Genomic DNA, 18249 nt, shown 5'->3' on the forward strand with positions numbered 1-18249 from the left:
GTGCCCCGCCGCTCCTGAGGACACGTCGATCGACGCGTCGCGAAATCGACAGGTCAGCCGGCCTTTTTCGCGGCCTCGGCGCGGATGCGCTCTTCCTGCTCGCGCAGCTCCGGGGTGAAGGCCTCTCCGAAATCCTCGGCCTCGAAGATCCGGCGGATCTCGATCTCGGAATCGCCTGTCATTGGATTCGGGCAGCGCTTGACCCATTCGACCGCCTCTTCCATCGACTTGCACTGCCAGATCCAGAAACCGGCGATCAGTTCCTTGGTCTCGGCGAAAGGTCCGTCGACGACGGCACGCTTGGCGCCTGAGAAGCGGATGCGTGCGCCCTTGGAGCTGGGATGCAGCCCGTCACCGGCGAGCATGATGCCGGCCTTTACCAGTTGCTCGTTATAGGCGCCCATGGCGGTCAGCAGTTCCTCGCTCGGCATGATGCCGGCTTCGGAATCCAGGGTCGCCTTGACGATGATCATGAAGCGCATCGGTCTTCTCCTGATGGGGTGGGTGGGTTCTGACTTTGGTTCGGAGAGCGGAGAATTCCCGCTCTCTGTCCTCACGTCGAACGGCGCGCTCCGGAATCGACAACGCGCCGAAACTTTTTTCAGGCTGCGCTGAGATTTTTCTCGCGGCGCGCGATCTTGTCCTCGCTCGGAGCCTCAAGCGCGAAGGAGCCGGTCGTAACCGCACCGGCTCGACGATAGGTCGCCATGATCACGCCCGTGCTCGAAACCCTGCTCTCGACCAGCGTGAAGGCAGCGGGCATGGTGCCCTCGCCGAACAGCCGCTTGCCTGCGCCGAGCACCACCGGGAAGATCAGCAGGTTGAACTCGTCGATCAGGTCCTTCGCCAGCAGCAGCTGGATCAGTTCGCTGCTGCCCTGGAGCAGGAGCTTGGGACCGTCCTGGCGCTTCAGCGCCGCCACCTCGGCGGCGATATCGCCGCGTAGCGCGACCGAGTTCTGCCAGTTCAGCGTCTTCGGCGCAGAGGTCGCGACATATTTGATGCAGGCGTTGAACTTCATGGCGACCGGGTCGTCGCCGGCATGCGGCCAATGCGCCGCGAAGATGTCGTAGGTCTTGCGGCCGAGCAGCAGGTCGAATTCCTCGGCGAAGGCCTTTTCCATGACCTCGCCCATCGGCTCGTCCCAGTAGTGGAAGGTCCAGCCACCATGGCTGAAGCCGCCCGAGCTATCCTCCTCCGGGCCGCCCGGCGCCTGCATCACGCCGTCTAGGGACAGGAATGTGGCGGCAACGACGTTTCGCATCTTCGGATCTCCCGTTGGGCGGGAGCCGTGCCCCCGCGCGATTGTCAGGAGCTCAGGGGAAGCCGCAACGACCTGCGGCCTCCCCCTGCTCCTCGCCAATACGTCGAACGGGGCAGCGCACGATCGACACGATCGCGCAAAAAAGTTCAGCCGCGCGGCAGCGCCTCCAGGAAGCGCGCCGGCTCGCCCTGCGCAGGCGTCACCACTTCGCGCTCCCACATCACCTTCCGGCCGCGGACATAGGTGCCGACGGGCCAGCCGGTCACGGTGACGCCGTCATAGGGCGTCCAGCCGCAGCGCGAGGCGATCCAGTCATTGGTGATGGTCTCGCGGCGCTTCAGGTCGACAATGGTCAGGTCGGCATCATAGCCCGCCGCGATCCGCCCCTTGCCCTCGAGCCCGAAGATCCGTTGCGGGCCATGGCTGGTCAGATCGACGAACCGTTCCAGTGAAAGCCGCCCGGCATTGACATGGTCGAGCATGATCGGGACCAGCGTCTGCACGCCCGGCATGCCGGAATGGCTCGCAGGATACGCATGATGCTTCTCCTCATGCGTATGCGGCGCATGGTCGGAGCCGAGCACGTCGACGATGCCCTGCTCCAGCCCCCACCAGATCGTCCGGCGATGGCTGTCGTCGCGGATCGGCGGATTCATCTGGGCATAGGTGCCAAGCCGCTCGTAGCAGTCCGGCGCGACCAGCGTCAGATGGTTCGGCAGCACCTCGACGGTCGCGACGTCCTTGTGATCCCTGAGGAAGATCATCTCCTCGCCGGTCGAGATGTGCAGGATGTGAACGCGCGCGCCGGTCTCGCGTGCAATCCGCACCAGTCGCCTGGTGCAGGTCAGGGCGACTTCGGGCGAGCGCCAGACCGGATGGCTCGACGGATCCCCCTCGACGCGCAGGCCCATGCGCTCGCGCAACATCATCTCGTCTTCGGAATGGAAGGCGGCGCGGCGGCGCGTGCGCTTCAGGATCTCACTGACGCCCTTGTCGTCCTCGACCAGCAGCGAGCCGGTGGAGGAACCCATGAAGACCTTGATGCCCGCCGCACCCGGCAGGCGCTCCAGCTCCGGCACATCGGCAATGTTCTCATGCGTGCCACCAACCCAGAAGGCGAAATCGCAATGCATCCGGTGCCGACCGCGCCTGACCTTGTCGGCCAGCGACGCCTCGTCGGTGGTCTGAGGGATCGTGTTCGGCATCTCGAAGACGGTCGTGACGCCGCCGAGCACCGCGGCGCGCGAGCCGGTCTCCAGATCCTCCTTGTGGTCGAGCCCCGGCTCGCGGAAATGCACCTGGCTGTCGATGACGCCCGGCAGAATATGCAGGCCGCGGCAATCGACCGTCTCACCTGCGGAAGCCTGCGACAGATCGCCGAGCGCCAAAATCTTGCCGCCGGTAATCCCGAGATCCCGCTGGACACGGCCATCGTGATTCACGACGGTGCCGCCCTTCAGAATGACATCATAGCTCTGCGGCATCGGAGGCGTCCTGCTGGTTGAGGATGAGGCTGAAGCGGCCTACCTATCGAACGGACCCGCGTCCAGCCCTTGGCAGCGATCAGAAACGAGCTTCACCATGCCTGCAACCCGATTGGTCGATCGCGGCGTCATTCGCGTCAGTGGCGAGGACGCGCGCGACTTCCTGCAGAACATCGTCACCAACGAGATGGACGTGGTGACGCCGGACCATGCCGGCTATGGCGCGCTCCTGACACCGCAAGGCAAGATCATCAGCGATTTTCTCGTGGTCGCGGTGCCGGAGGAGGAACGCGGAGGTTTTCTCCTCGACGTGCCGCTCCTGCAGGTTCCCGATCTGATGAAGCGGCTGAAGCTCTACAAGTTGCGCGCCAAGGTCGCGCTCGACGATCTCACCGAGGTGGCCACCGTGGTCGCATCGAGCGGCGGTTTCTCGCTCCCCGACGATGCCGGCCTCGTCTATGCCGACCCGCGCCTGCCGGCGCTCGGCGAGCGCGCGATCACTGACCGCAACGACGTCGGCTCGCTCGCCAGCGCCGAACCCGATGCCTACCACGCCAGGCGCATCGCGCTCGGCATTCCCGATGGCGGCAGGGATTTCGTCTATGGCGACACCTTTCCGCATGAGGCGCTGCTCGACCAGCTTGGCGGCGTCTCCTTCAAGAAGGGCTGCTATATCGGCCAGGAGGTGGTGTCGCGCATGCAGCATCGCGGCACCGCCCGGACCCGCATCGTGCCGGTGGTCTTTACCGAGGGACTGGTTCCCGAGATGGGCGTCGAGGCGACCGCCGGCAGCAAGGTGCTCGGCCGCATCGGTTCCTGCGCCAAGGGGCGCGGGCTCGCCATGCTGCGGCTCGACCGTGTCGCCGACGCCATGGCCGCGGGCGAAAGACTCGAAGGCGGCGGCGTGGCCTTTACCCTGGCGAAGCCGGACTTTATCCGCTTCCCCTTCCCCGGCGAGCCCGGTTTTGGAGCAGCAGCATGAGCGGACGCGCAGCAGTCGAAGGCCCGGACGGCAAGTTCCGTTGCATCTGGCCGGGGACCGATCCGCTCTATCTCGCCTATCACGACACCGAATGGGGCGTGCCGGAATATGATTCGCGCGCCTTGTTCGAGAAGCTGATCCTCGACGGCTTTCAGGCTGGCCTCGCCTGGATCACCATTCTGCGCAAGCGCGACAGTTTTCGCTCCGCCTTCGCCGGTTTCGAGCCGGAGGCGATTGCTCGCTTCACCGAGACCGATGTCCAGCGGCTGCTCGGCGATGCCGGCATCGTCCGCCATCGCGGCAAGATCGAGGGCACGATCAAGAGCGCTCGCGCCTATCTCGAGATCAGCGAACGGCGCGAGTTCTCGGATTTCCTCTGGCGCCATCTCGACGGCCGCGTCCTCCAGAACGCTTTTCGGACTCATGAGGAGGTGCCGGCCGAGACGGCGGTCTCCAAGGCGATCTCCAAGGAGCTGAAGGCCGCCGGCTTCACCTTCTGCGGCCCGACCATCGTCTACGCCTTCATGCAGGCCTGCGGACTGGTCAACGACCATCTGACCGGCTGTTTCCGCTACGAGGAATGCGCCGTGCTCGCCCGCGACATCCGCGTTCCGGCCTGAGCATGGCCAAGGCGCCGCTTCCACCCCGCGCCTGGCAGCGCATGCTGTCGGGCCGGAGGCTCGATCTGCTCGACCCCTCCCCGCTCGATATAGAGATCGAGGATATCGCGCATGGTCTGGCTCGCGTCGCGCGCTGGAACGGCCAGACGCGTGGGGAGCATTCCTTCTCGGTGGCGCAGCACTGCCTGCTGGTCGAGGCGATCGCGAGCCACCTCAATCCGGACTGGTCAAAGCCCTGGCGGCTGATGGCGCTGCTGCACGACGCTCCGGAATATGTCATCGGCGACATGATCTCGCCCTTCAAGGTGGTGATGGGCGACGCCTATAAGAGCGTCGAGCTCCGCCTGCTTGCCGCGATCCATCTGCGCTTCGGTCTGCCGGCGGCGACGCCCGCCATGCTGGCGCGGAAGACCAAGGACGCCGACAAGATCTCGGCTTTCCTCGAGGCGACCGAACTCGCCGATTTCGACCGCGAGGAAGCTCTGATCTTCTTTGGCCGGCCGAAGCCGCTGCCGCGCGAGGTCACGGACTGGCTGAGGCCACTGTCGACCGAACTCGCGCAAGCGCGCTTCCTGGAGCGCTTTCAGGCCCTCGTTTAGCGATCTCGGCTCAATCCGCCCCGGCGACCGGGCGCATCATGAAACGCGCATCGCTGCCATAGCTCGCAAGCTTGGCCTCGAGCCGCGGGTCGACGACGACCGAAAAACCCTGCTTGCCCCAGAAGCCGACAGAGGCATTGACCGCGACGAGCGACAGGCTCGGCAGCCCGAACTTTTGAGCGAGCCTGAGTGCATCCGCGACCGCCAGGACAGCGGCGCCGGTGCCTCGCGCCTGCGGCAGCAGCGCGAGATCATGGATGTAGAAGGTCCCGGGAGCGGGCGGCAGCGCGCCGAGCGGCGCGTTCAGGGCTGGGGGCTCGAGCTCGCGCCAGGGATGGCTGAGCAGATAGGCGGCGATCCCGCTCCCCATGTCCAGGACCCGGCAGCCATCGCCAAACAGCTTCAGCCGCTCGGCGAAAATGGCGGCCTCCTCCGGAAAATCCGGATGAACCTCGGCCGCCACTGCGACGACAGCGTCGAGATCGGACACGGTCATGGTCCGCCAGTGAGATCCTGCTACCTTGGTCATCGTCGATCCGTCCTGCCTTTCCGCGCTCCGATATTGCACGCAAGCGGACAGAGGGTGAATGCCGATTTATTCTATTTTGGCAAAAGTCATCAAGCATTCCCGCGGCTACAGGAGAAAGCGATTTCCTCCGATACTGCGCCTCACCTCATCCCTGCCGAATGCGAAGGAGACCGCCATGTCGGACACCAAGACCCTGCCGAAGGGTGTCGTCATCAAGGGCGCAATGGGTCCGCGCTTCGACGAGATCCTGAGCCATGATGCGCTCGCCTTCGTTGCCGACTTGCAGCGCCGCTTCAACGAGACGCGCAAGCGCCTGCTCGCCTTGCGCAAGGAGCGCCAGAAGCGCTTCGATACCGGCGAGACGCCCGATTTCCTGACCGAGACCAGGCATATCCGCGAAGGCGACTGGAAGGTGGCGCCGATTCCCGCCGATCTGCAGGATCGTCGTGTCGAGATCACCGGTCCTGTCGACCGCAAGATGATCATCAACGCGCTGAACTCCGGCGCCAAGGTGTTCATGGCCGATTTCGAGGATGCCTCCTCTCCGGTCTGGGCCAATATGGTCGAAGGCCAGATCAATCTCAGGGATCGCTGGGCCGGCCGGATCGACTTCACCGAGCCGACCACCGGCAAGGCCTACAAGCTCAAGGACAAGCCAGCCGTTCTGATCATCCGCCCGCGCGGCTGGCATCTGCCGGAACGCCATATCGAGATCGACGGTGAAATCGCCTCGGGCTCGCTGGTCGATTTCGGCCTCTATGTCTTCCACAATGCCAAGGCGGCGCTGGCTGCGGGCTCCGGCCCCTATTTCTATCTGCCGAAGCTCGAGAGCCATCTCGAGGCCAGGCTCTGGAACGATGTCTTTGTCGCCGCTCAGAACGCGCTTGGCCTCAAGACCGGCACGATCAAGGCCACCATCCTGATCGAGACCCTGCCCGCGGCCTTCGAAATGGACGAGATCCTCTATGAGCTGAAGGATCACATGGCCGGGCTGAACTGCGGCCGCTGGGACTACATCTTCTCCTTCATCAAGAAGCTCGCCCGCAACCCGGCCTTCGTCCTGCCCGATCGCTCGCAGGTGGTGATGACCAAGGCCTTCCTGCGGGCCTATTCGCTGCTGCTGATCAAGACCTGTCACCGCCGCGGCGCCTTCGCCATGGGCGGCATGGCGGCGCAGATCCCGGTCAAGAACGATCCGGCCGCCAACGAGGCCGCCTTCGCCAAGGTCCGGGCCGACAAGGAGCGTGAGGCCGGCGACGGCCATGACGGCACCTGGGTTGCCCATCCCGATCTCGTGCCGGTGGCGATGGAGGTCTTCAACCGGCTGATGCCGCAGCAGAACCAGCTCGACAAGAAGCGCGAGGACGTCTCCGTCGGCCGCGAGCAACTGCTCGAGGTCCATGAGGGCACGCGCACCGAGGCCGGCTTCCGCGAGAACATCCGCATCGGCGTGCAATATCTCGAAGCATGGCTGCGCGGCCGCGGCGCGGTGCCGATCTACAACATGATGGAGGATGCCGCGACGGCCGAGATCAGCCGTGCCCAGATCTGGCAGTTCATCCAGTACGGCGTCACCGTTGACGGAGGCACCATCGTCACCGCGGATCTCTTCAAGCGCTGCCTCACCGAGGAGATGGAGCGCGTGAAGGGCGAGGTCGGGCCTGAAAACTACGCAAAGGGCCGTTTCCCGGAGGCGATCGAGCTGTTCTCGACCCTCTCGCTCGCGCCTGAATTCGAGGAATTCCTTACCGTCCCGGCGTACGACAAGCTCGGTTGAGTCCAACGACCGGCGCCGCCTGGGCGGCGCCGGTCGTTGCCTATGCCCCGGCGATGCGGATCAAGCGATATGATCGCTCCGTCGCAAGGCGACGTTGATTTCGCGCAGGAACTGGACAAGCGAAGCGCCGAAGAGCCCAACAGCCACGATGAAGAGCACGGCCACACCCCGTTCATGGGCCGACCCGACGAACGCAAACATGAACGCGAGCATCATCAGCAGGATCGTCGAAACACCGCTCGAGATGGCAAGACGCATCGCGCTGTTGATCAGATGGGCTCGCCGCTCGAGGCGGGGGAGATCAGCCTTGAGTTCGTGAACGACAGGCCCCTCGCCCTGCAGGCTGCTCAACATGCGCGACCGGTCGAGAATTCGCTCCAGGCGACTGATCAGGACCGATATCAGGCCGACGACCGCGCCGAGCAGGAATGCTGGTGCGGCAGCCTGGCTGATGACCAATGAAAGCTGGTTCACGGACGGAAGCTCAGGAATCATGGTTTCTTCGCCTCGTCGCGAACGCCGTCGGCCGCCGAGCGAATTGACCAACCGGGTGCGATAGACAGCCCCCAATCCCATCCCGGGCCCAAGCGATCATGCGTGGTTAGAGCGTGGATTCATGAAACTCGCGGCCGACGCGCCTGTCTACGGCTATCCGCTGGTGACAATGGAAATGCCCCGACGGATCCTCATTCATGTCGCGGCACCAACCTCAGCCCGAGCGCAGCCGGATTCCATCCTCAAGCAGCGGGAGTGCCCGAGCGGCTCGCGATGGCAAGGGCCATGACGATCATTGCTCCAGCCAGGCCAAAGGTGACGTGCAATCCGGTCGCGACCATGTCCGGAGATGCGACCGCGCTGCCGTCCGTCCCCGCGGCGAGAGCGAACACCGCACCCATCACCGAAGCACCGGTGATCAGGCCGAGATTGCGGGCGAGGCCGAGCATCCCGGAGACAAGCCCGCGCCCTTCCGGACCAGCCTCTCGCATCACGGCCGTGTTGTTGGCGGCCTGGAACAGCGCATAGCCTGGGGTGAGAACGATCAGGGGAACGGCATAGCCCGCAATCCCGATCTGCAGCGGCATGAGCGCGAAGAGAAGCGATCCGACGGCCATGGCGGCCAAGCCCACCAAGCTCATGCGTTGCGCGCCGAACCGATCGACCAAGCGGCCAGCCGGTACGCCCGAGAGCGCCGCGACAACCGGCCCGATCGCCATGACCAGGCCAGCGCCCGATGCATCGAGGCCGAGCGCCATGGTGAGATGGAAGGGGCCAACGACCAGTGTTGTCATCATCACCGCCGCGACCAGCGCGGTTGTGGCGAGGCCTTTCCGCAGCCCGGGCTCGCGCAGCATCGAGAGCCGGATCAGGGGCTCCGCGACCCGCGCTTGTACCAATACGAACAGGAGCGCGGCGACTGCTGCGGCTAGCAGGAGCCCGCCATTGAGCAAGCCGAATGCACCGCGGTTCCAGGTCATGGCGAGCGCATAGGCAACCAGCGCAGCGGCCAGCAGCAGCGTGCCGAGCATATCGAAGCGCGGCTTGTCTCCCCTCTTCTCGAGGCGATCGACCGGAAGGCTCCGCAAGGCGATCATGAAGGCAACGACGCCGAACGGGACAGTGACAAGGAATATCGCCCGCCATCCGAAGCCGTCGATGACAGCACCACCGAGCGAGGGGCCGAGTGCCGTGCCGACCGCCGACATGGTGCCGAGCAACCCCATGGCACTGCCGGTCCGGTCCCTCGGCAGGGCATCGCCGACAAGGGCCAGGCTCAGCGTCATCATGACTGCGGCGCCCGCCCCCTGCACCGCCCGCGCGGCGATCAAGCCGGCGAGGCCGGAAGCAAGGCCGCACCCCGCCGAGCCCGCTGTGAAGAGGGCTATGCCGGCCAGCAGAAGCGAGCGGCGTCCGACGAGATCGCCAAGTCGTCCGACCCCGACGCTCAACGTGGTGATGACAAGCAAATAGGCGAGGACCACCCACTGCACCTGCTGGAAGGAGGCTGCGAAGGCCTGCACCAGCGCCGGCAGGCCGACATTGGCAATGCTGGTGCCAAGCGAGGACAGCAACATGCAGAGGGATAGGCCGGCGAGAGCCAAACGAGGCGCGCCACGCTGGGCCGTCGGGGCTTCGGTGGGGAACGGCGGGTCAAGCATAGCCTTCATCATCGTGGGGGGCTCCGAAGCACTGTTCGAAGCAGGTAGCCACATATGACACCTGGCGGAAGACGCAGCATTTGCACTGATTCAGTGCATTTGACGCCATGTCATGCTGGCGAGCCGTGCTAGTCTTGCCAGCATGACGAGAGCCGACCTCAACTTGCTCATCACCCTCGATGTCCTTCTCACCGAAGGCAGCGTGGCCCGCGCTGCCCGGCGCCTGCGGCTAAGCCCGTCCGCGATGAGCCGAGCCCTGGCGCGGCTGCGCGAGACGATCGGCGACCCGCTGTTGGTAAGGGCGGGGCGCGGCCTTGTACCAACGCCGCGTGCACTGGAATTGCGGGAGCGCGTCGGTCCGCTCGTTCAGGAAGCGGAGGCGATCCTGCGGCCGGCCGAGGCGCTCGATCTGCAACGGCTTGTCCGGACCTTCTCGGTTCGGGCGAGCGACGGCTTCGTCGAGGCCTTTGGGCCTGAACTCATCGCGCACATCCAGGCGGAAGCGCCCGGCATACGGCTCCGCTTCGTCCAGAAGCTGGACAAGGATAGTACGCTGCTTCGAGAAGGCAGTGTCGATCTCGAAACCGGTGTCATCGGGGCGGCGCAGAGTCCGGAAATCAGGACGCGGGCGCTGTTCGCGGATCACTTCGTCGGGGTCGTGCGGCGGGGACATCCATTGGCCACAGGCGAGATCACCGCCGATCGCTTTGCTGCTGGCCGGCAGATCCTCGTCTCGCGGCGCGGTCTCGACAAGGGACCGATCGACGACGCGCTGGAGGCGATCGGACTGCGGCGAGACATCGCCACGATCGTCACCGGCTTCTCGCCTGCGCTCTCGCTCGCGCGTGGATCCGATCTCGTCGCCATTGTGCCCGAACGACACACTCGGACCCTGCGCGACGGCATGGTCACCTTTCCGCTGCCGGTTTCTGTGCCTGAGATCTCCGTGTCCCTGCTCTGGCATCCCAGGCTGGATGCCGATCCTGCGCACCGCTGGCTGCGCGAATGCGTCCGCCGGGTCTGCGGGATGCAGAATTCGCCCGATGATATGGGTGGGGTGCCGGCTGAAACAGGGAACAACCGAGGGCGCCGCCCGCAGGCTGATCTCCTGCCCGATTACTGACGTCCGATGGCAGCGGCAGCCGCCCTGTCACAATCCGGCTGAGACACCGCCCCCCCGCGGCGACAGGTTCAGCGCGCCATCATTGCCCCGCAGAGCCTGGTCGCAAAGCGGTTGAAGCAGCGCGCATATGGCATCTGGTTCGCGCCCGCCGGACCGCAGCATGTGGAACACGGCAAAGCTGGTCAGCGCGAAGAGCAGGTCGACGGCATCGCGCTGCAGTTGCTCGTCGCGCCCACCCTGGCGGCGCACGAGCGCGGCCAGCGCCAGCCGACGGCGCTCATTGCGTTCTGCCAGGCTCTCCGTCAGTTCGGTGTCGCCGGCCGCTGTCGCGAACAGCCCAACCAGTCCGTCATCGGAACTCCAGAAGCCGCAGAACACCGTGACCAGGGCCGCCAAGGCCTCCTTCGGGTCAGAAATGGCCATTGCGTCTGCAAGATCAGCGATCCCGCCGGCAGCCGCCAGGGCGTCGAAGGTCGCCTCCAGCAGCCCGCGTCGCGAGCCGAACTGATTGTAGACGGTCAGTCGAGTCACGCCCGCCGCGGCCGCCACGGCCTCTAGCGAGAGCGTCCTTCCAGCCGGCTCGCGAAGCAATGCCGCTGCCGCAGCGAGGAGCCGGCCGCGCGTTTCTGCGGTTTTGGCCTCTCGTTTGGCACTCGAATAGGGCCTTGACGTTCTCTCGCGACTCATGACTATACAGTTTGTATATCCAATTTTGCCCATTCAAACGGGCGCTGTTTCGGAGCCTAGCCTATGGAGCCCTTCCTGATCAGTATCATCGCCATGCACGTTCTCTCATCGGTGTTCTGGGCCGGCACGACATTCGTGCTGGCCCGTACTGGTGCAAACGACGTCGCCCGCCTCTTCCGCCCGCAGTTCGGTGCCGCCGTCGTCGCGATGATCTCTGGCGCGCTCCTGTGGAGTTTCATCCATGCCGGGAACGTCGGAAACGCAGAAATGCTGCTTGCGCTCGGCGCCGGCACGGCGGTGGCGGCTTTGGTGATCCAGGCTGTCGGGGTGCTGCGCGGCTTGCGCAGGACCGGCCAAGCTGCGCCCTGGCTGGGTCTCCTCTACCGGATCTCGGCCGCGCTGCTGCTCGTAACCGTGATCTGCATGACGGTCGCACGCTATGTCTGAGGAACCGTCGACCGTGTCGCACATCCCGACTTTCCCCGACCTCGCCGGCAAAACGGCGCTGGTCACCGGCGGCTCCGGCGGGATCGGCGCCGAAACCGCGCGTTGGCTGGCGCATAACGGGGTTTCCGTGACGGTTGCCGGCCGCGACCAACCCCGGCTCGACACCGTGCTGCGCTCCCTGGAGGCGATCTCCGACGGGCATGCCGCCGTCCGGATCGACTGCACCCGGCACGACGAGTTGGAGACCGCGCGTGCCGCGTTCGTTGCACGGCGCGGCAAGCTCGACATTCTCGCCGCCTTCGCCGGAGGTGGGACCAGCAGGCCCGTTGCGCTGGAGGATGTGACTGAGGCGGACTGGCACTCCAGCCTTGATCACAATCTGACCGCCACGTTCTTGACGCTCAAAACCTTCCTGCCAAGCCTCAAGCAGGGCCGCGGCGGCGCCGTCATCACCATGGCCTCGACAGCCGGCCGCGCGCCTTCGCAGGCGCCGCTCGGCTATGGGGTCGCCAAGGCCGGCGTCATCATGCTCACACAGCAAGCCGCACACGACCTCGGGCCATCCAGCGTGCGCGTGAACTGCATTTCACCATCGGCCGTATTGACCGACCGGACCGCAACACACATGCCTCCCGCCGTCAGGGCGCAGGTGGTCCTCGCTCATCCGGTCCGGCGGCTCGGCTCGCCGGCAGACGTGGCGGCGGCCACGCTGTTCCTCGCTTCGGAGAGTTCGGGCTGGTTGACCGGCGCAACCCTCGACATCGCCGGCGGACGGCTGATGCACTGATCACCGGCGCCAAAGCCGGCGAACCAGGCCAGTTGGGCTGGCAAGCGATCGCCTCGCCCCCCTGCCCCGCCCAAGAAGGCCCTTGGACAAGGACTCGCATTGAGCCCGTCGGGGCGCTTCGGTCGCCTGTATGCGTCTCAGCTGTCCCTGTCGGGCGCGAACATGGTGCCTTGCTGGAGACAGTCGCAGAGATCGCGATAGACCGCGGCCAATCGCTCACGTGACGGGCGGCTGGCACCCACTGCATCCTCGATCCGGCGGGCAAGGCTGCCATGCTTCAGGATGGTTGCCCAGATTGGTGTCCAGCGCGCTGGATCAATGCCCGAGCTGTCATCCATGTTCTCCAGAATGTGCCGCCAGAGATCGCCGGCGCGACAGGACTGACCGGAATAGTCGAACAGCCTGAGATAGGCCTCATCATCGATCATGGCGTCCTCGGCGGATATCACGCAGCTGTCGAATATCCGGGCCAGCTCCTCGGTGGCCATGTCGCCGCTGAGGCGCTGGAGATCGCCGTAGAGGCGATGAACTGCTCCAACGACAGCGGCGGCAACTGCGAGATCGGCTTCGGGGCACTCCTGGGTATCGATGACCCGAATTTCGATTGTGTTTCGGTCGAAGCGGGGGATGCAGCCCCTGGCATTGAGCCAGGGGTGCCTGAGGATTCCGCCGGGATCTGCAGACGCCATGACGGCATAGATCGGCTCGAGAATCGTGTCTTCGTACGCGCGTTGACTGGAGACGGTGTCGGGAATGATCAGGCCGTTGATCAGGGGATAGGCCTTCGCATTGGCTCCGTAGGCCCTCATGCGGAAATCGCGGTAGGCGGTGCGCTGGCCGTCGGCAATGGGCGAGCTTGCAGCCAATGCTGGAATGATCGGCAGGACGCGACGGATCGCTTCGTGGAGCCGCGCAAATTGATCGTCGTCGGCAAAGGGGAGATTGAGATGGACGCTCTGCAGATTGGTCCACCCATGCGATCTGGTTTCGAAGATGCGCTGATAGGTGCGGTAGATTCCGTGGGGATCAATCGGCCACGGCTGAGCATCATATCGGGGATCCAGCCACGGATGCATTGCCGTCGGCATCAGGCGCGCTCCGTGGCCCAGAAGGGTCTTGTTCAATGCGATGACCTCGCGTTGCAGGGGCTGGGCGAGGTCTTCCAATCTGGCCGCCGGAGCGAGATTCTTCGCTTCCAGGACATGAAGCACGAACTCGTTGGACCAGCCGATCAAGCCTCGCTCCATAGCTACGGCGCCCGTGCCGGCGGCATGCGCCAGGACGATATCTGCAATGGAGCGGCATTCCAGATCGGCGGTTCCGACGATCGCGTATTCAATCTCGATTCCGAACCCTTCGAACGCATTGAGCGGCCTCATCCCAGGGACGCCGAAGAGCGAGGCGTCATCTGACATGTGCGCGGGGCTTGAACGGGATCGAGTGTGGCAGACAGCATGGGAGGGCCTTCCTGGGAGCGACTCCCGGAGACCCTAGGCTGGCAATCACCAGCAATTGCTTTCGCTGAAGCAGAAAGAGGCGCAGGATCAGGCAGTGGCATTCCGTCCACGGGAGATCAAAGGACGAGCCGGGATTTCGAGAACGGCTGCTGCCGCTCGCACGAAGGAACTGGCGAACGCGATCGCAACAACGAGACGCCGGCGCCCCTGCGGTCCTTGAAGGCCAGCTCTCCAGACGATGAACCCAGCGCAGGCGAGCCGCTCGCTCAAAGTCTATGAGAGTAGACGCTGAGTCCACCATTGCCAATCTACAGGTCGGGCGTCCACATCCGCATATCCAGCGCATCGACGTTGGAGAAACGACATGAACCCGATATCTGAACCGATCCTCACCTCCGGCTTTCCGCTCGGCAGTTCCGCAGGGCTGGTGACCGCCTTCGAATGGCTCGGCCAGCCCTATCGCCTCACCAGGGTGGATATGCTGGGAGAAATGCGCACCGACGCCTACAAGCGCCTGAACGGCCGCGTGGAGACGCCCGTGCTGATCACCGGCGAAGGCCGTGTCCTCACCGAGACGATGGCGATCGCCCTGTGGCTGGAGGCGCGCGACCTTGACCGCCGCATCAGCTTCGAACCCGGCACGCCGGAGGCCGACCGGCTGCATCAATACGTCGCCTTCCTCAATACCGGCTTCACCGGTGCGTTCGTCCCGATGTGGGTGGCGCTGGAAGCGGAAGGTGTACCGGAGGAGTATCGCGAAACGCTGCGCAAGTTCGGCCGCAGCTTTGTCGCCGAGCGCCATGAACAACTCGAGGCGATGATCGGCGCCAGCGACTACCTGCTCGGCGACAGACCGACGCTGGCCGATGCGGTGTTTGCCGGCGTTGCGCGCTGGGTGGACTTCCACAAGGCCGTCGACCCACGCGACTATCCCCGCATCCTGGCGCTGCGCAAGCGCATCGAAGCCGATCCCGCGTTTCGCTTCGCGGTAGCCATCGAGGACGGCAAACAGGCGGCAGGCAGTGGCGCGATGAAGGGTCTCGTTCCGCTCGCCGATGTCCTGCGCAACGCAGACGGCGTACTCGCGGCCTGAGACGCATGAGAACTGACTGCGCGCCATGGGTGGTGGCGCGCAATCCCCCTCTCCGCTCAGGGCGTGCGGGGGCTTTCGTTGAAGGCCCGGACTGCTGCAGCGGCGAGGTCGCCGACCGATCTGGAAGGATCTGACATCAAACGAGCCACGATCCCTCCAAGCCTCGCCTTCGCAGCTTCGGCCTCATCTCCGGCAAGATCTGGGTCGCTTCTTACAGTTTCCCATGCTCGGGCGTGGATGGCCTCTGCGATAAGCATCTCTTTTGAATTCAAGACGCCGGGAACACGGAAATCGAGGGGCAGCATAGAAAGGGTCTCGGTGAACCCGCGCTAGATAGTCCTCGCATTCCGAACGGCAAGGGCTCCGCCCTCCGTCGCCGGGGCAGGGCTCGACTGGATTCCGGCTGTCTGCCGCGACCAGCGCGGTGAGAGTGCGAGAAGCACGTCAATCGCACACAAGGGCGAGCCTGACCGGCCCCGAATGTGCATGATGCGGACTAATGCTTTGACAGCACCGGGCGCGACGCGCTCAATCCCGCGGCAACCGGAAACCCTGCCATGCCTCGCCTTGCCTTGACGTCGACTGCTCTCGCCACAGCGCTGCTGCTCGCGCTACCGGCGTCAGCCAAGACGCTGAAGCCCGTCCGCAATGTCGAAGCGACCGAGGATTTTGCTGGCAAGAAGCCCGACAAGGCAGCCAAGGATGTCAGCGGCCTGGCCTGCCTGCCGGCGAATGGCGAGGAGCGGCGCTGCCTCCTGGCGAATGACGAGAACCGCTCGGCCCAGTTCGCTATCCTGACCAAGGGGCGCATCAAGCCTGCCGGCGTGGTCGAGCTGATCGGGGACAGCCCCTCCCCGACCGCGCTCGGCGCGATCCCCGCGTCTCCTTGTCCGACGATCGGCGGTTATGGCGAGTTCGACGGCGAGGCGGTCGCCTACGCCGCGCCCTATTTCTACATCGCCGGTTCGCATGGCTGCTCGCGCAGCAGCAGCGAGTTTCGCCTCTCGTCGTTCCAGCTCGCGCGGGTCAAGGTCGATACGGCCGGCACCCCCATCGGCCAGGTTGAACTGACCTACCGCCTGAGTGATCTGTTGCGTCGTGCCGGCGAGGTTGCGCCCTCTTTCGGCAAGCCCCTGACGGATGGCAACGGCCTAAACATCGAAGGCATAGCGACCGCTCATGACAGGCTCTGGATCGGGCTGCGGGCGCCGTCGCAGAACGGTCGCGCCTTCCTGCTAGAAACAAATCCGGACGAGCTCTTCGCGCCCGGCAATGAACCCGCCCAGGGCACTCCGACTGTGATCGCTTTCCCGGCTGGCCCGAATCGCGGCGTGCGCGACCTTGCTGCACTGCGGGACGGACGCCTGCTGGTCCTGGTCGGCCCTGCGCAGGAACAGGACGTTCCCTATGGCCTGCTGCTGCTTGACCCTGCCGCGCCCCAGTCACCGAGGGATCTCGGCACACTTGCACCGCCCAAGGATGCCAAGGCGGAGGTCGTGACCATTCTCGAGGAAAGGCCTGGTCGCCTGCGCTTCCTGATCGGTTATGACGGCATCAAGAATGGTCGATTCCAGGAATACGAGCTGCAACTGCCATGACTATTTCCTTCCGGTCTCGCCTTGAGGGCGTAGTGACGCGCTATCGCGCCGAGGTCGCCTCGCGGCGTGAGCATCTGTCGCTGTTGCGCTGGCAGATTGCCGCAGGCCATGCGCTCGACGAGCGCGACACCTTTCCGGGCCATGTCACGACCAGTGCGATCGTCCTGTCGCCGGATCACGCCCAGGTACTGCTGATCGACCATGTCGTCATCGGTCGCTGGCTGCAGCCTGGCGGCCATTACGAAGAGGCCGAAGCATTCAACCTTTCCGCTGCGCGCGAGGCCATCGAAGAGACCGGCGTCAGCAGGCTTGCCCTGCATCCCTGGCATCGCGGCGACGATCTGCCCTTCGTCATCGACAGCCATGACGTCCCCGGAAAACCCTCGCGCGGAGAGCCGGACCATATCCATCACGATCTGCAATATCTCTTCGTCGCCGATCCCGCGGTGCCGCTCGTCGCGCAGCTCGAGGAAGTTCACGCCGCAGCCTGGAAGCCTGCCGCCGAACTCGCCGGCATTGCGCCGCTCGTTGCGGCCCGCCTCGCTTCGGTTGCGGTGCGATAGCAGTGTCGCTGCAAAGATGTAACTTTATTATATTTTGGGAAGCCGGCGCGGTCTCGCCATTCCCGACCAATTTCGCGAGGATTCTCCCCGCAACGATTCTGGCGGCCAGTTAACGCTCTTGCAAATCATTTGCACCTGATCGATCTTGGGGCATCGATACCCGAGGACTGACCGATGCTGCCGAAGATTGCCGCCGCTGCCCTTGCCCTGAGCGCTCTTTCCGCCAACGCCTTGGCAACCGACCTGCCTACCCGCAAGAGCGTGCCTGCCGCCCAGCCGACGCTCTCAGCCTGCGCCGAGAGCGAAGGCATCCCGACCGACGCTTTCGGCTTCACAACCGGTTCGGACGTGGCGGAGCTCGGTTCGTTCGGGCCGAGCCTGACCTATGGCGGCGCCTTCGGCGCGCGCAGTGGCCGGTCGAACGCCCACGGCGCGCAGCTCCAGGGCTCCTATGGGCTCTTCTCCTGCTTCGAGATCGGCCCCTATCTGCTCGGTGGCTACACCAATGCTTCGGCCGGGGGGATCAGTGCTAATTCAAGCAATAATGGTGCCGGCGTCGAGATGAAATACCGCCTGCTCGGCCGTGACTTGCACGGCATCGGCCTGACGGTGGTGCTCGATCCGAGCGTCAATCGCACTGATCCCGACGGCGCCGGCCGCTTCACCACTTTCAATACCGGCATCCGTCTCTTCGCCGACACGGCGCTGGTGCCAGGCAAGCTCTATGCCGCGCTCAATCTCTCCCAGGACATGACCTGGACCGGCCCCGACCCCTATGGGCGCTCCTCGACCTTTACGGCCTCAGGATCACTGGCCTGGCAGGTCGTCGACGGCCTCCATGTCAGCGGCGAGGTCCGCCATCTGCGGCGCTACAACGATCTCGGCTTCGGCAACGAAGCGGGCTACGCCACATTCGCCGGCCCCGGCATCTACTGGCAGGCGACGAAACAGCTCGCGCTCTCGGCCGCCTACAACATGCAGGTCGCCGGCAAGGCCAAGGGTGAACCCCGTAATCTGGACCTCACCAATTTCAGCCAGCATCCCGTCAAGGTGAAAGCCGCCTACAGCTTCTGATCAGCCTGC

Annotated in this window: 19 protein-coding genes; 11 read left to right on the forward strand and 8 right to left on the reverse strand. The window is 64.9% G+C overall.

What is annotated here, in order from left to right; translation table 11 throughout:
• Window positions 1–53 precede the first annotated feature (53 nt).
• The 3 genes from AC1DW9_RS13605 to AC1DW9_RS13615 form a co-directional block, all read right to left on the reverse strand.
• Window positions 54–482, reverse strand: coding sequence for a YciI family protein (locus AC1DW9_RS13605; protein WP_441507033.1), 429 nt, complete (start codon window positions 480–482; stop codon window positions 54–56).
• Window positions 483–601: 119 nt separating this feature from the next.
• Window positions 602–1264: a dihydrofolate reductase family protein gene (locus tag AC1DW9_RS13610; RefSeq protein ID WP_476776059.1), complete on the reverse strand. Its 663-nt coding sequence runs from the start codon at window positions 1262–1264 to the stop codon at window positions 602–604.
• A gap of 146 nt (window positions 1265–1410) precedes the next feature.
• Window positions 1411–2748, reverse strand: coding sequence for a dihydroorotase (locus AC1DW9_RS13615; protein ID WP_476776060.1), 1338 nt, complete (start codon window positions 2746–2748; stop codon window positions 1411–1413).
• A gap of 97 nt (window positions 2749–2845) precedes the next feature.
• Between AC1DW9_RS13615 and ygfZ the strand changes: the two genes are divergently transcribed.
• Genes ygfZ through AC1DW9_RS13630 form a run of 3 tightly spaced genes read left to right on the forward strand, consistent with a single transcriptional unit; the run spans window position 2846 to window position 4949 of the window.
• Window positions 2846–3730 (forward strand): CAF17-like 4Fe-4S cluster assembly/insertion protein YgfZ, encoded by an 885-nt coding sequence (gene ygfZ, locus AC1DW9_RS13620; RefSeq protein WP_476768920.1) that lies wholly within the window; start codon window positions 2846–2848, stop codon window positions 3728–3730.
• Window positions 3727–4350 (forward strand): DNA-3-methyladenine glycosylase I, encoded by a 624-nt coding sequence (locus AC1DW9_RS13625; protein WP_441488256.1) that lies wholly within the window; start codon window positions 3727–3729, stop codon window positions 4348–4350. The genes ygfZ and AC1DW9_RS13625 overlap by 4 nt, the downstream gene beginning before the upstream one ends.
• A 2-nt stretch (window positions 4351–4352) precedes the next feature.
• The gene (locus tag AC1DW9_RS13630) at window positions 4353–4949 is read left to right on the forward strand and encodes a YfbR-like 5'-deoxynucleotidase (protein WP_441488255.1); all 597 of its coding nucleotides are present in this window, start codon (window positions 4353–4355) and stop codon (window positions 4947–4949) included.
• A gap of 10 nt (window positions 4950–4959) precedes the next feature.
• Here AC1DW9_RS13630 and AC1DW9_RS13635 read toward each other — a convergent pair whose 3' ends face one another.
• A complete protein-coding gene (locus tag AC1DW9_RS13635) occupies window positions 4960–5478 on the reverse strand; it encodes a GNAT family N-acetyltransferase (protein WP_441488254.1) in 519 nt (172 codons plus the stop codon).
• A 175-nt stretch (window positions 5479–5653) separates the two neighbouring features.
• Between AC1DW9_RS13635 and aceB the strand changes: the two genes are divergently transcribed.
• Window positions 5654–7255 carry a malate synthase A gene (aceB, locus tag AC1DW9_RS13640; protein WP_476776061.1) on the forward strand — a complete coding sequence of 534 codons (1602 nt, stop codon included), beginning with the start codon at window positions 5654–5656 and terminating at the stop codon, window positions 7253–7255.
• 60 nt (window positions 7256–7315) lie between these two features.
• Here the strand turns inward: aceB and AC1DW9_RS13645 are convergent, their stop codons facing one another.
• Together AC1DW9_RS13645 and AC1DW9_RS13650 are read right to left on the reverse strand one after the other, a co-directional pair.
• On the reverse strand, window positions 7316–7831 hold the full coding sequence (locus tag AC1DW9_RS13645) for a DUF2721 domain-containing protein (RefSeq protein ID WP_476768923.1): 516 nt from the start codon (window positions 7829–7831) through the stop codon (window positions 7316–7318).
• 161 nt (window positions 7832–7992) lie between these two features.
• Window positions 7993–9411: an MFS transporter gene (locus AC1DW9_RS13650; protein WP_476768942.1), complete on the reverse strand. Its 1419-nt coding sequence runs from the start codon at window positions 9409–9411 to the stop codon at window positions 7993–7995.
• Window positions 9412–9553: 142 nt separating this feature from the next.
• Here AC1DW9_RS13650 and AC1DW9_RS13655 point away from each other — a divergent pair, with 142 nt between their 5' ends.
• Window positions 9554–10534 (forward strand): LysR family transcriptional regulator, encoded by a 981-nt coding sequence (locus AC1DW9_RS13655; protein ID WP_476776062.1) that lies wholly within the window; start codon window positions 9554–9556, stop codon window positions 10532–10534.
• Window positions 10535–10561: 27 nt separating this feature from the next.
• On the opposite strand, the gene AC1DW9_RS13660 is transcribed toward AC1DW9_RS13655, so the two are convergent.
• Window positions 10562–11254 (reverse strand): TetR/AcrR family transcriptional regulator, encoded by a 693-nt coding sequence (locus AC1DW9_RS13660; protein WP_476776063.1) that lies wholly within the window; start codon window positions 11252–11254, stop codon window positions 10562–10564.
• A gap of 30 nt (window positions 11255–11284) precedes the next feature.
• On the opposite strand from AC1DW9_RS13660, the gene AC1DW9_RS13665 reads away from it, so the two are divergent.
• Together AC1DW9_RS13665 and AC1DW9_RS13670 are read left to right on the forward strand one after the other, a co-directional pair.
• Complete coding sequence (locus AC1DW9_RS13665; RefSeq protein WP_476776064.1) at window positions 11285–11668, forward strand: hypothetical protein; 384 nt, start codon at window positions 11285–11287, stop codon at window positions 11666–11668.
• 13 nt (window positions 11669–11681) lie between these two features.
• On the forward strand, window positions 11682–12455 hold the full coding sequence (locus tag AC1DW9_RS13670; RefSeq protein ID WP_441488248.1) for an SDR family NAD(P)-dependent oxidoreductase: 774 nt from the start codon (window positions 11682–11684) through the stop codon (window positions 12453–12455).
• Window positions 12456–12592: 137 nt separating this feature from the next.
• Here the strand turns inward: AC1DW9_RS13670 and AC1DW9_RS13675 are convergent, their stop codons facing one another.
• Window positions 12593–13834: a carboxylate-amine ligase gene (locus AC1DW9_RS13675; protein ID WP_476776065.1), complete on the reverse strand. Its 1242-nt coding sequence runs from the start codon at window positions 13832–13834 to the stop codon at window positions 12593–12595.
• Window positions 13835–14276: 442 nt separating this feature from the next.
• On the opposite strand from AC1DW9_RS13675, the gene AC1DW9_RS13680 reads away from it, so the two are divergent.
• From AC1DW9_RS13680 to AC1DW9_RS13695, 4 genes are all read left to right on the forward strand, one after another.
• On the forward strand, window positions 14277–15005 hold the full coding sequence (locus AC1DW9_RS13680) for a glutathione S-transferase family protein (RefSeq protein WP_441507021.1): 729 nt from the start codon (window positions 14277–14279) through the stop codon (window positions 15003–15005).
• Window positions 15006–15562: 557 nt separating this feature from the next.
• A complete protein-coding gene (locus AC1DW9_RS13685; protein ID WP_476776066.1) occupies window positions 15563–16603 on the forward strand; it encodes a DUF3616 domain-containing protein in 1041 nt (346 codons plus the stop codon).
• Window positions 16600–17166 carry an NUDIX hydrolase gene (locus AC1DW9_RS13690; RefSeq protein ID WP_476768929.1) on the forward strand — a complete coding sequence of 189 codons (567 nt, stop codon included), beginning with the start codon at window positions 16600–16602 and terminating at the stop codon, window positions 17164–17166. Before AC1DW9_RS13685 ends, AC1DW9_RS13690 begins: the two co-directional genes overlap by 4 nt.
• Before the next feature lie 174 nt (window positions 17167–17340).
• Complete coding sequence (locus AC1DW9_RS13695; RefSeq protein ID WP_476776067.1) at window positions 17341–18240, forward strand: hypothetical protein; 900 nt, start codon at window positions 17341–17343, stop codon at window positions 18238–18240.
• The last annotated feature ends 9 nt before the right edge of the window (window positions 18241–18249 follow it).

Source organism: Allobosea sp. P4_E12 (genome assembly GCF_056401655.1).